Here is a 16,478-nt window from a genome sequence, read left to right as displayed (position 1 = left end):
GACCCCTGAACACCCGCGCAGCCTCAGCCCCCACCCAGCGCGTGCACGATCTCCACCACGTCGCCCTCGGCCAGGACGTGCTCGCCATGGCGGCTGCGGCTGACGATCTCGCCGTTGACCTCGACCGCGACCCGGCGTTGCAGCAACTGCTCGGCCTGCAGCAGATCGTGGAGGGTCGCCGAGGCGGGCAGGGTACGGGGTTCGCCGTTGAGCTGGATGTTCATCGCCGCATTGTCGCCTACGGCCTGCGCGGATCGGAACCCTTGCAAATTGCCTCGGCCGCCAGCCCCGGCACAGCGTTGTCCGACGCTGCCGGGCGACAATCCATGCGGCGGCGCAGCGTGAGCAAAACGCGGCGCAGTGAAACCATTCACCGTGCGCCGGCGTACGTCCGCCGGGTCCTCAACGATATCCCCACAGGAGTTTCTTACATGCTGCTCAGCAAACGCCCGATCCGCTCCCTGATGGCGGCCGCGATCGCGCTGGCCGCGGTTCCGGCCATGGCAGGCGAATCCCCGTATTCCAAGGCCGTGTTCTTCGGCGACAGCCTGACCGATGCCGGCTATTTCCGCCCGCTGCTGCCGGCCGATGTGCGTCCGGTCACCGGCCAGTTCACCACCAACCCGGGTTGGGTGTGGTCGCAGCAGGTCGCCAACTACTATGGCCTCAATGGCGCCGCCAACGGCAACGGCCAGAGCGGTGACAACTATGCAGTCGGCGGTGCCCGCGTGTCGGTGGACGAGGCCGGTGGCCTGGGCGTGATTCCGTCGCTGAAGTCGCAAGCAACCCGCTACCTTGCCGCGAACGGTGGCAAGGCTGACGGCAACGCCCTGTACACCGTATGGGGAGGGGCCAATGATCTGTTCGCGGCCACCCGTGCGGCGGCAGGTGGCGCGTCGCAGGCCCAGGTGCAGGGCATCATCGGCGCAGCGGTCACCGACCAGATCGCGCTGGTGGGTGCGCTGAAGCAGGCCGGCGCCCAGTACGTGCTGGTACCGAACCTGCCGGATGTGGGCATCACCCCACAGTTCCGCGGCCCCAATGCCGCCGCCGCCACCGCACTGTCGGCCGGCTACAACAAGGCCCTGTACGGTGGCCTGAAGCAGGCGGGCATCGAGTTCATTCCGCTCGATACCTTCAGCATCCTGCGTGAAGTGACCGCCAACCCGGGCATGTACGGTTTCACCAACGTCACCAGCACCGCCTGCAAGATCGATCCGGCCAACTCGACGCAGAGCATCCTGACCTGCAACCCGACCAGCTACGTCAGCCCGGATGCGGCCAACACCTACCTGTTCGCCGATGGCGTGCACCCGACCACCGCCGGCCATCAGCTGCTGGGCCAGTACGCCGTGTCGGTGCTGGAAGCGCCGCGCCTGCAGCAGGTGCTGAGTCACTCGGCGCAGACCATCGGCCGCTCGCGCGCCGACCAGGTCAGCATGCACCTGGGCGGCCGTCCGGCTGACGGCCTGTCCTGGTGGGGGGGCGTGCGGGGTGACCTGCAGCGCTACGACCACGCCGACCTGTACGACGGGCTGGCCCCGGCCGGCCTGTTCGGTATCGACTGGGCACGCGACGGCATGGTGTTCGGCGGCTTCGCCGGTTTCGGTCGCCTCAGCGCCGACTTCGGCAACAACCGTGGCGACTTCACCCAGAAGGACACCTCGGCCGGTCTGTTCGCTGGCTGGTACGGCGACCGCATCTGGGTGAACGGTCAGGTCAGCTACACCTGGCTGTCCTATGACGTGAATCGCAAGGTCCAGCTGGGCCCGGCCACCCGTGAGCATGGTGGTTCGCCGGACGGCAGCAACCTGACCGCCGCCCTGAACGCCGGTTACGAGTTCGGCACCGAAGGCGGCTTCCGTCACGGCCCGATCGCTTCGGTGATCTGGCAGAAGGTGAAGATCGACGGTTACACCGAAAGCGCCGCGGCCGGCACGCTGGCCACTGCACTGGGCTACGACCGCCAGAACGTCGATTCGACCGTCGGCCGCATCGGCTGGCAGGCCCGCTTCGATGGCGGCACCCTCAAGCCGTACGCGCAGGTGACCTACGACCACGAGTTCGAGGACACCAAGCAGGCCAGCGCCTGGCTGCAGACCCTGCCGGAACTGGGCAGCTACCGCGTGCCGGGCCTGAAGTTCGACAAGAACTACGCCACCGTCGTGCTGGGTGCCCGCACCGAACTGTTCGGGCTGCAGAGCAACTTCGGCCTGAGCGCGTCGACCGGCCAGAAGCGCGCGCAGGACGCCACCCTGTTCGCCAACTTCAGCGGCACGTTCTAAGCAGCAACCGCCGGGGTCGGATCCCTTTCCGCGAGGAAAGGGCTCTGACCCCTCGCGGATGCGGTGGCCGCCATTGCGCAACACCGGGCCAACCGCATAGACTTTCACCGCGCACTGCGGGCGTAGCTCAATGGTAGAGCTGTAGCTTCCCAAGCTACTGACGTGGGTTCGATTCCCATCGCCCGCTCCATTTGTCACGTGATCTGCGCTTAAGTTGTTGATAGCGCACGTGTGAACTGGCAGAAGAACGAATGCTCAAACGACCTGTTTAGGTATCGTTCGAGGTATCGTTTTTGCCCAAGCCGCTGCTTCTTGCTCGTCCCAGTGGGCTATACGCCCGCTTTCTTGTGCCCATCGATCTGCGTGGCGCCGTCGGTTCGCGTTTCCTCGTTCGTCCTCTCCATGAGCCTGCCGGCGATAGGGCACGGCTGGTGGCCGCCTGCATGGGCGTGGCACTCTCTCAGGCATTCGAAGCGATACGCCAGGGGGACGCGGTGGATCTGAAGAAGGCACTGGAAGCGGCACGCGCTGCTGGGCGCAGGGACCTGATCATCAAAGGCATGACCCTGCGCAACGGAACACATGTTGCTGAGGCTCAGCTGGAAACACTCCAGGACGTGGAGATGCTGGAGCGGCTGATGGGCCAAGTGGCGGAGAAGGATCCGCTGGCTGCTGCGGTGGCCGGCTACCCTCCTCAGGTGCCCACGTCGGCTGCGGTCCCGTCAGGACCACTGCTCTCCGCCTGCATCGACAAGCATCTGGCCAGCTTGGGAAAGCTGGCGCCGAAGACCATCATCGAAAGTCGGCACAGCCTGCGAATTCTGTTGGGCCTTGTTGGGGACATTCCTGTCGCCACACTGGACGCTGACCACGTGCAGGCCTTCATGGACGCAGTGGAGCATTGGCCCAGAAACGCAACCAAGAACAAGTTGTATCGCGACCTAAGTGTGCCTCAGGTGCTTGCGCTGTCGAAACGCAACGCAGAGAAGCCGCCGGCCAGTGCGACGCTCAACAAGCATTGGGACAGATTGGGGGTGTTTATTTCGCACCTGCGCAAGCAGCGGCTTCTACAGCTTGACCCGATGGAGGGCGTCGCCTCACCGTCGGAACGGCGGGGAGTGGAGGAGCCGGAAACGGGTCGCCCGTTCACGCATGACGAACTGAAGGTGGTATTCGGGGCAGGTTTCTTGCGCTGGGCCTCGAAGTATCCGCACCGCTTCTGGGGGCCGATACTGGGCCTCTACAGCGGCGCGCGCGTGAACGAGGTGGCGCAGCTGCGCGCAGCAGATGTGATGCATGTGGATGGGGTTGCCGGCTTCCTGGTCACAACTCGGGGAGAAGGAAACAAGGTCAAGAACACGAGCTCACTGCGGTTTGTTCCATTGGCTCAACCGGTGCTGGATGCAGGTTTCCTCCATTTCGTAGATGAGGTGCGAGCGTCCGGCGTGGATCGCCTTTTTCCGGACCTTCCCAACAGCACAGGACTGGGCTTTGGGCGTCAGCTGTCACGTCAGTTTTCGACCTACATCAAGCGGCAAGGCGTCACCGAAGAGGGCATGGGATTTCATGCCTTTAGGCATTACTTCATCACCCACACGGATCGAGCGCTGCTGGCCACCGGCATGGAGGTCAGTGCCAGGGACGTGGCCATTGGCCGCATCACCGGACATGGCAAACCGCCCAAATCGGTCTTGCGAAAAGTCTACGTGGACAACAGCGGGTTGGCCGTGCCAGCGGCAGTTCAGCCAGAGACCTTGCCTCTGCGGGTGGAGACGTTGGCGATGTTCAATCCGCCGGTGACCCTGCCGTCGCATGTGCCGGGTCAATTTGGGGAGAACTTGCAACGGGCCGCTACGGAAGCCAAGCGAATTGCGCGAGAGGCAAAAAGAAACAAAACATCCGCATGACTGCCGCGGCTGGGATGGCGTTGGCCCGGCAAGACGTGGAAGCCGATGAGGCGCGGTTTCCACTCACTTCGAAAGCAGAAGTTCAGCCTCTCGGACGCGCAGGCATACCGTCCGAGTTGCGGGTCCAGGTGGTTGAGCGAGCTGACGACGAGCACCAAGCCACGTATAGCCGCGAATTCACCGTCCAAGAAGATCTGCATGGCCCGGGCGTGAACACCCCTGGGCTGGCAGTGCTGGACTTCAACTTGAACCTACCGGTTCTCAAGGCACTCCTGTCCGAAGGTGCTCCGCGAAAGCGCGCGAAAGCAAAGCCCGAGCACGCTCCAGCCTGAGGCGGCAGGAGCAGGGCAAGAGTTTGGCTTCCGTCGGAGCTGGCCAGACGAGGCATTGGTCGGCCCGCTGCGAAGTCACAGGTGCATCAAGCAACACAGTGGCCCGAGGCAGCCTCGGCTGCGGACAGCCCGTGAACATATATTGTTATGTCATAACATTTCAAGTGGCCTCAGTTGGATTGTGCGGAAGGCCGTCACAGTCTTGAATGAAAGCGCCTGCTGGGTGCACCAATGTGAACCACGAAGGCCACAGCGCGTCGCTGACGAAGCTCCGGCGCATCGAGAATATTGGTTAACTCGATGCCGCCACGCTTGGTCTCGAGGCGAATTCGCAACTCTCATTACTCCGACAGCATCGCAATGGAGGCTATATGCGTGATCTTAGTCAATTGGAACTTGCAGAAGTGTCAGGCGGTACGAAGGGCATCAACATTCAGATTGGTTCGAGCGAAGGAAGCCACGTCAGCGGAACTCTCCACAGCTTCATGGAGACCGCGTATATGTATGGAAGGGTTGCGCCCTTCAGTGGAATCGGCGCTGCTGGTCTAATCTACCATCACCTCATGGCTCAATGATCCAGAATGCCTGATCGGGCGCCAGCGTGAATACGAGGCCGAACCTCTGAGGCACAATTCAGAATGATGTAGGCGCGTTAGCTAATGCCCAGGCCCAATTCGGGGCCTGGGCCCTCGGGAGAAAGTTCTTGCTCAGGAGAATCGCGCACTGGAGGCCTCGCCCCATAGCGGAGAACAAGATATTCGTAGCTGCAATTGCAACTGTGGGCGCCGGTGCGGCACTTGGAGTTCTGAAATACTTCGACGTTTTTGGATCAAGAGCGATCGTCGAACTTCTCGCCTTCGCGGTTTGTGTCTGGCTACTTCCCAATGAGCCCAGGAGAGAGTGGACTTTCCGGCTTGGCGCTGCCTTGGTGGCCATTGGGATCGCTGGAGGCGCGATTTGGGTTTACGTCGTTGGAATCCCTGCAATACCACACACAAAATTCATCCCCTTTAGCGAAATTCCAATCAATTTCTATGTTCTTGGCTTGATTTCGACCTGCATCATCGGACCTCTTTTCGAGGAGAAGGTAGTGAGACACCTGCTCTTTGATGGCGTATCTCACTACTTCGGGCGCGTATTGGGAACCATCATGGTTAGCGCGGCATTTGCTGCGGTTCACGTCGACGCCGTTATCTCGTCATTCCTATTTTCGATACTGCTATGCATTTTGGCCTATCCATTCAACCTGAGCATAACCCAGCTGGCTACAGTCCACGGCACAATAAATCTCACAATAACGCAGTGGGTCATATTCTACCCGACGCTCAGGGACTACGGAATTCAGTCGTGAGCACCAGCGGACCTTCCCATGCAGCGCCGTGCGTTCAAGCCAGCGACTCGCGCAGGCAAGCACGAATGTCAACGCGGAGGAGCCTTTGATTCAAATGACCAAGCACAGTGACGCCAGCATCCTTGCTTTCGCTCTTGTAGCAGCCTTTGATTTTTTTGTAGCTGGCTACCACGGCGGGAAATACCTCGCAAAGCAAGAAGATTCTGATAAGCGATCGGAACAGTCTCAGTAGTTTGAATTCACGATTAAAGGGGCGGGGAGTTCTACCCCGTCCCTTCTCGCATCACGCGCAATTCTGCAGAACCTCCAACAACTACCCTGTTCAATTCGCCATTTCTAGCGATAGAGAGATGCTATCTTATTGACGCCGTGATTCAATCCGAGGCAGCGGAATGCGGTCTTGCATGCTTAGCCATGGTCGCGTCGCATCATGGCAACAACATTGGACTGCGGGAACTCCGCCGCCGCCATGCCCTCTCACTTAAGGGCTCGACGCTTGCTCAAGTCATTGAAATTGGAGGCGCGCTAGGCTTTCGCTGCCGCCCGCTACGCCTGGACTTGGAGCACCTGAGCCAACTTCAACTGCCCTGCATTGCACACTGGGACCTCAACCACTTCGTTGTAATCAGCAATGTCCGTCGCAATGTCGTGACCGTTCTGGATCCCGCCTTTGGCAAACGCAAGCTTTCTCTGGATGAAGTCTCGCGCCATTTCACCGGAATTGCGCTGGAGTTGTATCCAACTGCCGAGTTCCGGGCCAGTCCTCGCCCGCCAGCCGTCTCGCTCGCGCAGCTGACGGGCAAGATCGAGGGATTCTGGCGTGCACTAAGCCTGCTGCTGCTTCTGTCCATTGCTCTTCAGGTGTTTGTTCTGATAGCACCATTCTTCATGCAATGGACCGTGGATCAGGCCCTCATTGCCCATGACAGGGACTTGCTGACCGTGCTGGGCACCGGGTTTGCCCTGGCGCTGTTGCTGCAAGTCTGCATCGGGCAAGTCCGAGGACGGGCGGTCATCTACCTGTCAAACCGGCTCAACCTGCAATGGACCGGCAACGTCTTCCGGCACCTGTTGCGTTTGCCCCTGGACTTCTTTGAGAAGCGCCATTTGGGCGATGTCACCTCACGCATGGGAAGCGTCCAGGCTATCCAGCAAACGTTGACGATCAGCTTCGTAGAGGCGCTCATTGATGGCCTCATGGCGGTGGTGACGCTGGGAATGATGCTGCTCTACAGCTGGAAGCTGGCGCTGGTCACGTTGCTTGCAGTTGCTCTGTATGCAATCGCGCGTGCTTGTGCCTTCGCCCCGCTCAGGCGAGGCACAGAGAGGCAGTTGATCGCCGGGGCACGGCAGGAGAGCCACCTGCTCGAGTCCATCCGGGGGGTTCAATCGGTGAAAGTTGCTGGCCGAGAGTCCATTCGCCAGGCCGGCTACTTCAATCTCATGAACGAAACGGTCAATCACGACGTTTGGCTAGCAAAGTTTGGGCTGAGCTTCGGCGGGGCCAATCAGTTGCTGTTTGGACTGGAGCGCATTGCGGTAATTTGGCTGGGAGCACTGCTGGCAATGGAGAACGTGTTCTCCGTGGGCATGCTGATTGCCTACATCGCCTACAAGGACCAGTTTTCACAACGAGTGGGAGCCTTGATCGACAAGTGGGTGGAGTTCCGCATGCTCCGTCTTCACGGCGAACGGCTCTCCGACATTGTTCTTACCGAACCAGAGAACCTCGCTTCCAGCACCTGCGCTCTGTCGCCGGACGGCATCCGAATTGAGGTCGAAGGGCTTGGATTCCGCTATGCCCCCGGAGAGCCCTGGGTGCTGAGGAACTGTAGTTTTGTAGTGGATCCTGGTGAGTCAGTCGCCATCATCGGCCCATCTGGCTGCGGAAAGACCACGCTGATCAAGATTCTCCTCGGCCTTCTCCAGCCGACGGAAGGTGAGATCCGCATCGGAGGCGTGCCCTTGTCAAAGGTCAGCGTAAGCGAGTATCGCCGCATGATCGGCGCGGTGATGCAAGATGACCAGCTCTTCGCGGGAAGTGTCAGCGAGAACATCGCCTTCGAAGACGATCACCATGATGAATCCAAGGTGCGTGAAGCCGCAGAGTTGGCCGCTGTGCATGACGACATCGCAGCGATGCCCATGGGCTACAACAGCCTGATCGGCGACATGGGGACGACCCTCTCTGGTGGTCAGAAGCAGCGGGTGATCCTTGCACGCGCCCTGTATCGCAAGCCCCAGTTGCTATTCTTGGACGAGGCAACCAGCCATCTGGATGTTGAGCGGGAAAGGCTGGTGAATGAAGCCGTCCGACAACTTGAGCTGACCCGGGTGATCATCGCCCATCGGCCAGAGACCATCGCCAGTGCAGACCGGGTGCTGATCATGCACGCGGGCGCGGTAGCGCGCGAGTTGGTGCAGAACGCATCAAGCTCCGCGAAAGCCGCACGGGACGGCCTTGAGGAGGTCCTCGCATGAGCGGCCTCTTCCGCAAGGAAGCCATCGATGCCCAGCGACGAAGCTGGCTCGGTGGAGTGTCCTTGGCGCAACCGCTCCGTTTCTGGATTCTTGCGGTGTTCGCAGCGATGGCTGCCTCGGCCATCGTCGGCTTCCTCTACCTGGGCGAGTATTCACGCAGATCCAGGGTTATGGGCGAGCTTGTGCCTGATCTCGGGCTTTCCACCGTGGTCGCTCCGTCGGCTGGCGTGGTTGCGAGACTGGATGTCGAAGAAGGCGACCACGTCCGGCGCCAGGACGGGCTGCTGACGATCAATGTGCCGCGGGTCACCTCCACAGGGCAGGATGCCGTGTCCACGTTGCTTGACGCACAGCGCTCCCGTATGACCAGTGTGGAGGCGATGAGCGAGTTCCAGGACAGGCAGCTCGCGGCACAACAGGAGGGAGCCAAGGCCCAACGCTCGGCGATGCTGCGCGAGCTTTCGCAGATTGAGGCAGAGATCCACACCCGCGGCGAGCAGGTGCGAATTGGTCGCGAGACCCTCGCCCGATTTCGGAGCGTCGAGGATGAGCGCTACGTAAGCCTGGTTCAGATCAACCAACAAGAGCAATCGATACTCGAGGCGGTCAACGCGCAACAAGCCCTTCAACGCCAAGCGACCTCGATTCGGCGGAACCTGGCTGAACTGGAGCAGCGGCTAGCAGAAATTCCCCATCAGAGGCTCTCCGCCAAGGCGGCCTCGGAACGTGATCTGGCTGCATTGAGCCAGGAGACCGTCCGGATGGAGGCCGACGGGGAGCTGCTGCTTCGCGCACCAGTAACTGGACTGGTAGCAAATCGACTCGTCGAGGCCGGCCAGGCGGTGCAGCCGGGCCAACCCATTCTCAGTCTACTTCCCAAGGGATCCGAGCTTCGAGCACAACTGCTGGTGCCCAGCTCGGCCATTGGGTTCGTCAAATCAGGCGACCGGGTTCTCTTGCGCTATCAAGCCTATCCTTACCAGAAGTTCGGTGCCCACGAAGGAACGGTCATCCGCATCTCTCGCAGCGCGTTGACAGTATCCCAGAAGGACGGCGATGCAAGGCAGTCCTTGTATCGGGTCCTGGTCTCGTTGGACCAACAAGGAGTGCTGGCATACGGGAAGATGGAGACGCTCCGCCCAGGCATGCAGCTTGAAGCCGATATCATGGGTGAGCGTCGCAAGCTCTACGAATGGCTGCTGGAGCCTCTCTATTCTGTTACTGGGAAGCTGGGCGGTTAGCCTTTGCTTGCGACGATAACCGTACGCGTGCTCACTTGGTGGTCCCCAACCTCGGCCACTTAAGGTGTCATCTTGAGCCTCATTTGCAGGATGCAACCGACGTCCCAAGGGTGGGGGCGCAATAGCGACACGTCGTAACGGTGCTTGATGGCTCTTCCGCAATTCTGCTGGGCTTTCAGTCGTCGTTTTGAGTGTACTTATTTTAGTCTTGAGTATACTTATTTTAGTCGAACTGCCTGGGAATTTAATTGTGCAGCCGCATGACTGGCTATTGGTTCGATTCCCATCGCCCGCTCCAATCACGCCACGCGCGTAGACAGAAGGCCGCTCATCAGCGGCCTTCTTCATTTCTGATTAGTTTCATATCCACGGCCATCCGCGCCCGGTTAGCGTTGCCGCATTTTCTACACGGGAAGCAGCGCATGGAAACGAAGGACGACGTCGTCGGCAGTATTCACGAGATCTACAAGAACTCCGGTGCCGGCACCTCCCGGCAGCTGGAAGCATTGCGTGCGCTGGGTCGCGCCGGTGGGCCGAAGGCCGCGCAACTGCTGTGGCAGATCTACAAGAGCACCTCGGCCGGCTCGGCCACGCAGACGACCTGCCTCGCGGCGCTGGGTGAATCCGCGCGCGGGTTCTGAAGCGGAACCCGCTCGCACGGTGATGCGGGCGTGTGGTGTATCCGGCGGCGGTTACTCCTTCGCCGGAATCGCCGCCGCTGGAGCCGACCACCGGCGGTGCTGGCAGCGCCGGCCAGGCATCATCCGCCCGCCACACGCCCGCGCTATGCTGCGCGCCTGCCGACCGATCCCTCCGCGATGAAGCTCGCCATCCTGTCCCGCAACAGCTCCCTGTATTCCACCCGTCGGCTGGTCGAGGCGGCGCGCGCGCGCGGCCACACCGTGCGCATCCTCGACCCGTTGCGCTGCTACATGCGCATCGCCGCCGATGGCTTTTCCATGCACTACAAGGGCCGGCCGATGACCGGCGTGGACATGGTCATTCCGCGCATCGGTGCCTCGATCACCCGCTACGGCACCGCCGTGCTGCGCCAGTTCGAACTGATGGGCGCACGCACGCCCAATCCGTCCGATGCCATCCTGCGTTCGCGAGACAAGCTGCGCGCGCACCAGCTGCTGGCGGCCAAGGGCATCGACATGCCGGTTACCGTGTTCGGCGACAACCCCGATGACACCGTCGATCTGCTGTCCATGCTTGGCCCGCCGCCGCATGTGGTGAAGCTCAATGAGGGCACCCAGGGTCGCGGCGTGATCCTGACCGAGAAGGCCAGTGCCTCGCGCGGCATTGTCGAAGCGCTGCGCGGCCTGTACGCCAACTTCCTGATGCAGGAATTCATCGGCGAGGCCAAGGGCGCCGACCTGCGCTGCTTCGTGGTGGGCGACCAGGTGGTGGCGTCGATGCAGCGGCAGGCACCGGAGGGTGACTTCCGCTCCAACCTGCACGCTGGCGGCACCGCCGTGGCGGCCAAGGCCAGTCGCGCCGAGCAGCAGGTGGCGGTGCGTTCGGCCAAGGCGCTGGGCCTGTCGGTGTGCGGCGTGGACCTGATCCGCTCCGCGCGCGGCCCGCTGGTGCTGGAGGTCAACTCCACGCCGGGGCTGGAGGGCATCGAAGCGGCCTGCGGTGTGGACGTGGCCACACGCATCATCGAACACGTAGAGAAGATCAAAAAGCCTTGATTATTCATGGGGTTGTGATTCTCATGGGTAAATGATCCGGGGCTTTAACGAGGCTTTAATCGGCCCCGGCGTAGGCTTCAGCGAACCGCAGCTCTGCCTCTCAGCAGGATCGGTATCGGGATACGACTTCAGGCCCAGGCGGGTGCACCGCCTGGGCCTTTTTTATGCCTGTCGGCTCTGTGCCCAAGGTCTCTTGTGGAGGCCGCGTGACGGTCGTAGAGTTGGCCCTTCGTTCCGGGATGGATCGGGAGGTTGGCGATGTACCGCATCATGACGATCGCGTTGCTGCTGGGCCTGTCTGGCGCTGTTGCCGCCAAGCCGGAGAAAGTCGCTGTACAGATGGACCGGCAGGGGTCGGTCGCCGAGCAGATGCGCCAGGTGGAAACCGCGCTGGCTGCCCCCGACTATGCCGAACTGTCTGCCGAGGATCGCGGCCAGGTGCAGCAGGCGCTGTCGCGTATCCGCCAGCACATGGGCGAACGCCAGACCGTGCAGGAGCTGCCGCCGCAGTTGCAGGCCGAGGTCTTCAACGAGCAGGAACGCATCAACACCCTGATGGCGCGTGGCCATGACGACAGCCGGCAGATCTGCAGGTACGAACGCACCACCGGCAGCAACATGCCCAGGAGCCGCTGCCTGACCGTGGCCGAACGGCGCCGGATCGAAGAGAAAGGCAAGGCGCTGATCAACGACCAGCGCAGCTACAACACGCTCAGCCCACCGCCCGCCGGGCGTTGACCGCACCGCCTTTCGGTCCACTGGGGTGCCGTAACGGCGTATCGGTGGCACCGCAGGGTCGGTGTTCCACTCATGGAAGAACCTGGAGGTAACAATGCAGCGCATGACCCCCTTCGCCCTGATGCTGGGCCTGGCACTGGCCACCACCGCGCACGCCAAGCCCGAGAAAGGGCAGGTGAAGTTCGACGCCAACGCACCGGTGGCCGAACAGATCCGCAACGTTGAGACGGCGATCAACACCGAGGACTACAGCGAGATCGGGCTGGAAGACAAAAGCCGTGTGCAGCAGGCGCTGGGCCGTATCAAGATCAAGATGGGCGACCACGAACGGGTAGAGCAGTTGAGCCCGCAGGACCGCACCGAGATCTTCAACGACCAGGAAGTGATCAACACGATCATGACCCGCGCCCATGCCGACAGCCGCATGGTCTGCCGCCGCGAGCGCACCACCGGCAGCAACATGCCGCAGAGCGTCTGCCTGACCGTGGCCCAGCGCCGCAAGGCGCAGGAAGACAGCCGCAAGGCCCTCAACGACAACCAGCGTTTCAACAACTACAAGCCGTAACCGTGGTTGGACCGGTCGCAGGCCGCCATCGGTCACCCTGCCGTGCGTCCCGTGTGGACGCATCGGCGGAACCGTAAAGTCGAGACCCTATTCATGGACGAACATGGAGCTCGTCATGTACCGCACTACTACGCTCGCCCTGATGCTGTCGCTCGGCCTGGTGGTCACCGTGCAGGCCAAGGCGCAGAAGGACACCGTGCAGATGGATTCCTTCACCCCGGTATCCGAGCAGATCCGCCGCGTTGAAACGGCCATGGGCAGCGAGGACTACAGCGAGATCGGGCTGGAGGACAAGAGCCGCGTGCAACAGGCGCTGAACCGGATCCGGATCAAGATGAATGGCCGCGAGAAGTTGGATGAGCTGGCCCCGCAGGAGCGCAACGACCTGTTCAACGAGCAGGAGATCGTCAACACCATCATGACCCGCGCCCAGGCCGACAGCCGCATGATCTGCCGCCGCGAGCGCCTGACCGGCAGCAACATGCCGACCAGCGTCTGCCTGACCGTGGCCCAGCGTCGCAAAGCCCAGGAAGAGAGCCGCCGGGCGCTGACCGACCAGCAGCGCATCAGCCGCTGAGCGCTCGCCCCGGGGGCGTTTGCCGGTGTCGTCCCTCCGGTACGAAATGTTAAGAATGGAACCTGTATCGTTCAGCAGGTAGACGTCGCGTCCACCCGCACAGGGGCATCCTGAGCAGGTGGGCCTGGCCCCCCGACGACCCTTCAAGAACCAGAGGTCCCAGTGCGCATTCTCGTAATCGAAGACAACAGCGACATCGCCGCCAACCTTGGCGACTACCTTGAGGATCGTGGCCACACCGTGGACTTCGCCGCCGACGGCGTGACCGGCCTGCACCTGGCGGTGGTCCACGAGTTCGACGCCATCGTTCTGGACCTGAACCTGCCGGGCATGGACGGCATTGAAGTCTGCCGCAAGCTGCGCAACGAAGCGCGCAAGCAGACCCCCGTACTGATGCTGACCGCCCGCGACTCGCTGGACAACAAGCTGGCCGGTTTCGATTCTGGTGCCGACGACTACCTGATCAAGCCGTTCGCGCTGCAGGAAGTGGAAGTGCGCTTGAACGCTTTGTCGCGCCGCGGCAAGGGCGTGCAGACCCGCGTGCTGGAAACCGGCGATCTGGAATACAACCTGGACACGCTGGAAGTGCGTCGCCAGGGCAAGCTGCTGCAGCTCAATCCGACCGCGCTGAAGATCCTGCAGGCCCTGATGGAAGCCGCGCCGGCCGTGGTCACCCGCCAGGAGCTGGAAACCCGCGTCTGGGGCGAAGAGCTGCCCGACTCGGATTCGCTGCGTGTCCACATCCACGGCCTGCGTGCGGTGGTCGACAAGCCGTTTGAAGTGCCGCTGATCCAGACCCGCCATGGCATCGGATACCGCATCGCCACCCCGGAAGCCTGATTCCGTGGCAACCAAGGGGGAGCGCCGGCGTTCGCCGTATCGGCGGCGCCTGCGCAGCCGCATCATCGTCTCGTTCGTGTTGTTGGGCTTCTGCCTGACGACACTGTTCGCGTTCGCCACCAACTGGGCCCGCATGCGCGTGGAAAACCAGCTGGTGGAAGACGTGATGAACCGCAACATCAACGAGTACGTGCGGCGGTTCTACGAGAGCCCGGATCGCAACCCTGACCTGCCCGTGCAGCAGATGCGTGCGCGCCTGATCAAGCCTGACAAGTTCGAGGCGCTGCGCGAGGAAGAGCCGGACTGGTACGAGTTCAAGGATGGCCTGTACAACATGGGCGGCGTGGATGAGCGCGGCCAGCGCTATTCGTACAAGCTGGCCGTGCGCAAGACGCCCGACGCCTGGGCATTCCTGGCTTACGACATGACCGACAGCGTGCGTGGCGGGCAGCAGCTCAACCGCGCGCTGGTGCTGTCGGTGCTGGTGTTCAGCCTGTTGTCGCTGGTGCTGGGCTGGTGGTCGGCGTCGAAGGTGATGAAGCCGGTCTCGGACCTGGCCGCGCGGTTGCGCGCCTATCGCGGCGGCACCAGCGAGCCCGAGCCGCTGGCGCCACGTTTCCCCGATGACGAAGTGGGGCAACTGGCGCAGGCGCTGGATGACTATTCGTCGCGGCTGACCGAAGTGGTGCAGCGCGACCGTGAGTTCAATGCCGACGTCAGCCACGAGCTGCGCACGCCGCTGGCGGTGATCCGTGGCGCCACCGAACTGCTGCTGACCCGGCCCGGCCTGGATGAGAAGGTGCTGCAGCGTCTGCAGCGCATCCAGCGCGCCGAACAACAGTGCAGCGACCTGATCGGCGCACTGCTGCTGCTGTCGCGCAACGAACGCGGGCAGGGCACCAGCAACGTCGCCCGCGTAGCCGAACAGCTGCTGGACGCCCACCGTGCACAGCTGGGCGGCAAGCCATTGGAACTGGCACTGGAAGGCGAGCGCAACCTGGTGATCGATGCGCCGGAAGCCGCGTTGTCGGTGGCGCTGGGCAACCTGATCGGCAACGCGGTGAAGTACTCGCAGGATGGCGAAGTGCGCGTCTTTGTCGGCAGCAATTCGGTGTCGGTGACCGACAGCGGACCGGGGCTGAGCGAAGAGGATGCCGCCAAGCTGTTCCAGCGCGGCTATCGCGGCACGCATGCCGGCCATTCGCAGGGCGGTGGCATCGGCCTGTCGATCGTCAGCCGCCTGTGCGATCTGTATGGCTGGCAGGTGAGCGTGCGCCCCGGTGGCGAGCGCGGCGTGATCGCCACCCTGACATTCTCGCCGAAGCCGTTGTAAGGGCCTCTGCTTTGGTGGGTGCCGACCTTGGTCGGCAATGGCTCTGCTTTGGTAGGTGCCGACCTTGGTCGGCACGAATCCGGCCGGCGCCGTATAGCGCCCAGTGTCGCTTGTGCCACCGAATCCCCCTCGCAGGAACCCAGGGCCAGAAGCCCAACACGACATCACCGTGATCGCCGCCACGCCGCGTGCGTGTCCGCATGCACGCATTCGCACCCTCAACTGCGGCTTGAGAATTTCCTTACAGATCACAGCGCTGCGTGATGGCCAGATGGGTCGGCCGGGGCAGGTGCCCTGGCCGGGATTGGCGTCCTGAAAAAAACCTTCAACTCAAGCGCTCCGGGTGTGCTGCGGCTCATCACGGAAAATGCATCGGCTGCCTTGTTTCGGCGGATGGTGCGTGGGGATTCATCAGAATCCGCTGGAGTCTTTTTCCTCGCGCTTGAGTTGTTGGGTCTCCGGTACGCCAACCCGCACCGTCCGCCACCTCGCATCCGCAGGTGGCTCGTCGTCTGCGAGGAGATTCACTATGTCCGCACGCCCCTTGTTCCCCCAGCTGCACGCCCTGATCGGCGAAGCCGCCGACCTGCTGCCGGCCGACGTCGCCGAACGCGTCGAAACCCTGCTCGATGATCCCAAGGATCTGCTGCCTGCGTTGCTGGCCCGCATGGACGGTCGCGATGCAGCCGACGGGCGGCGATTGGAAGCACAGGGCCTCAGCCCGGCACAGGCGGCCACCATGGCCGGCCTCAGCCGCACCCTGGCCGGCTTGAATGCACTCATGCAGGTGCTGCACGCCGCCGAGGCGGCCCGCGAACAGGGCGGTGCCCACCAGCAGCTCAGCCCGGATGTCGTAGATGGATTGCTGCTTGGCGCACGAGAACTGGCCCGCTATGCCCGCCTGCAGCTGGAGTAGGTCCACGCAATGCGTGGATGCGCGATCTGCTGCCGCAACTGCCTTGGGTCGCGCGTACGCTTTCTGTGGTCCGCTTGTGGCCGCTTCGCGCGCTGCTTCGGGGCGGTCGGGCGGCCACAAACTGCCGTTACGTCTTGCTGCCCCTAACGATGGGGATATGCGATGAACTCGCTTGCCACGATGAGGCGGGAGGGGATCGCAGCTCAATTGCCACA

The 16,478-nt window shown here is 62.4% G+C and carries 14 protein-coding genes and 1 tRNA gene; 14 read left to right on the top strand and 1 reads right to left on the bottom strand.

Going from position 1 to position 16,478, the window contains the following annotated elements:
- Positions 1–23 precede the first annotated feature (23 nt).
- Positions 24–224: a sulfur carrier protein ThiS gene (gene thiS, locus PEM_RS13575; RefSeq protein WP_005418796.1), complete on the bottom strand. Its 201-nt coding sequence runs from the start codon at positions 222–224 to the stop codon at positions 24–26.
- 207 nt (positions 225–431) lie between these two features.
- On the opposite strand from thiS, the gene PEM_RS13570 reads away from it, so the two are divergent.
- From PEM_RS13570 to PEM_RS13495, 14 genes are all read left to right on the top strand, one after another.
- Positions 432–2,285, top strand: a complete 1,854-nt coding sequence (locus PEM_RS13570) for an autotransporter domain-containing protein (protein WP_111128028.1) — start codon at positions 432–434, stop codon at positions 2,283–2,285.
- A 116-nt stretch (positions 2,286–2,401) separates the two neighbouring features.
- Positions 2,402–2,475: transfer RNA gene (locus tag PEM_RS13565), tRNA-Gly, on the top strand.
- A gap of 103 nt (positions 2,476–2,578) precedes the next feature.
- On the top strand, positions 2,579–4,192 hold the full coding sequence (locus tag PEM_RS13560; protein ID WP_240431553.1) for a site-specific integrase: 1,614 nt from the start codon (positions 2,579–2,581) through the stop codon (positions 4,190–4,192).
- Between the two features lie 1,035 nt (positions 4,193–5,227).
- Positions 5,228–5,875, top strand: a complete 648-nt coding sequence (locus PEM_RS13545; RefSeq protein WP_231109041.1) for a CPBP family glutamic-type intramembrane protease — start codon at positions 5,228–5,230, stop codon at positions 5,873–5,875.
- 360 nt (positions 5,876–6,235) lie between these two features.
- Complete coding sequence (locus PEM_RS13540) at positions 6,236–8,356, top strand: peptidase domain-containing ABC transporter (RefSeq protein ID WP_240431625.1); 2,121 nt, start codon at positions 6,236–6,238, stop codon at positions 8,354–8,356.
- A complete protein-coding gene (locus tag PEM_RS13535; RefSeq protein WP_111174855.1) occupies positions 8,353–9,597 on the top strand; it encodes an HlyD family efflux transporter periplasmic adaptor subunit in 1,245 nt (414 codons plus the stop codon). The genes PEM_RS13540 and PEM_RS13535 overlap by 4 nt, the downstream gene beginning before the upstream one ends.
- Positions 9,598–10,019: 422 nt before the next feature.
- The gene (locus tag PEM_RS13530; RefSeq protein WP_111128025.1) at positions 10,020–10,238 is read left to right on the top strand and encodes a hypothetical protein; all 219 of its coding nucleotides are present in this window, start codon (positions 10,020–10,022) and stop codon (positions 10,236–10,238) included.
- Positions 10,239–10,415: 177 nt separating this feature from the next.
- On the top strand, positions 10,416–11,294 hold the full coding sequence (gene rimK, locus PEM_RS13525) for a 30S ribosomal protein S6--L-glutamate ligase (RefSeq protein ID WP_005418651.1): 879 nt from the start codon (positions 10,416–10,418) through the stop codon (positions 11,292–11,294).
- Between the two features lie 258 nt (positions 11,295–11,552).
- Complete coding sequence (locus PEM_RS13520) at positions 11,553–12,032, top strand: hypothetical protein (protein ID WP_005418649.1); 480 nt, start codon at positions 11,553–11,555, stop codon at positions 12,030–12,032.
- 94 nt (positions 12,033–12,126) lie between these two features.
- Positions 12,127–12,597, top strand: coding sequence for a hypothetical protein (locus PEM_RS13515; protein WP_005418647.1), 471 nt, complete (start codon positions 12,127–12,129; stop codon positions 12,595–12,597).
- A 115-nt stretch (positions 12,598–12,712) separates the two neighbouring features.
- Positions 12,713–13,174 carry a hypothetical protein gene (locus PEM_RS13510; RefSeq protein ID WP_111128023.1) on the top strand — a complete coding sequence of 154 codons (462 nt, stop codon included), beginning with the start codon at positions 12,713–12,715 and terminating at the stop codon, positions 13,172–13,174.
- A 162-nt stretch (positions 13,175–13,336) separates the two neighbouring features.
- The gene (locus PEM_RS13505) at positions 13,337–14,014 is read left to right on the top strand and encodes a response regulator transcription factor (RefSeq protein WP_005410804.1); all 678 of its coding nucleotides are present in this window, start codon (positions 13,337–13,339) and stop codon (positions 14,012–14,014) included.
- The gene (locus PEM_RS13500) at positions 13,977–15,347 is read left to right on the top strand and encodes a HAMP domain-containing sensor histidine kinase (RefSeq protein WP_032954439.1); all 1,371 of its coding nucleotides are present in this window, start codon (positions 13,977–13,979) and stop codon (positions 15,345–15,347) included. The genes PEM_RS13505 and PEM_RS13500 overlap by 38 nt, the downstream gene beginning before the upstream one ends.
- Positions 15,348–15,876: 529 nt before the next feature.
- Positions 15,877–16,263 carry a hypothetical protein gene (locus PEM_RS13495; RefSeq protein ID WP_100473728.1) on the top strand — a complete coding sequence of 129 codons (387 nt, stop codon included), beginning with the start codon at positions 15,877–15,879 and terminating at the stop codon, positions 16,261–16,263.
- Positions 16,264–16,478: the final 215 nt, after the last annotated feature.

It is taken from the genome of Stenotrophomonas sp. Pemsol (genome assembly GCF_003586545.1).
Taxonomy (GTDB): domain Bacteria; phylum Pseudomonadota; class Gammaproteobacteria; order Xanthomonadales; family Xanthomonadaceae; genus Stenotrophomonas; species Stenotrophomonas sepilia.
Note: the sequence above shows the minus strand (reverse complement) of the source record. Positions and strands in the feature narration are given on the sequence as shown.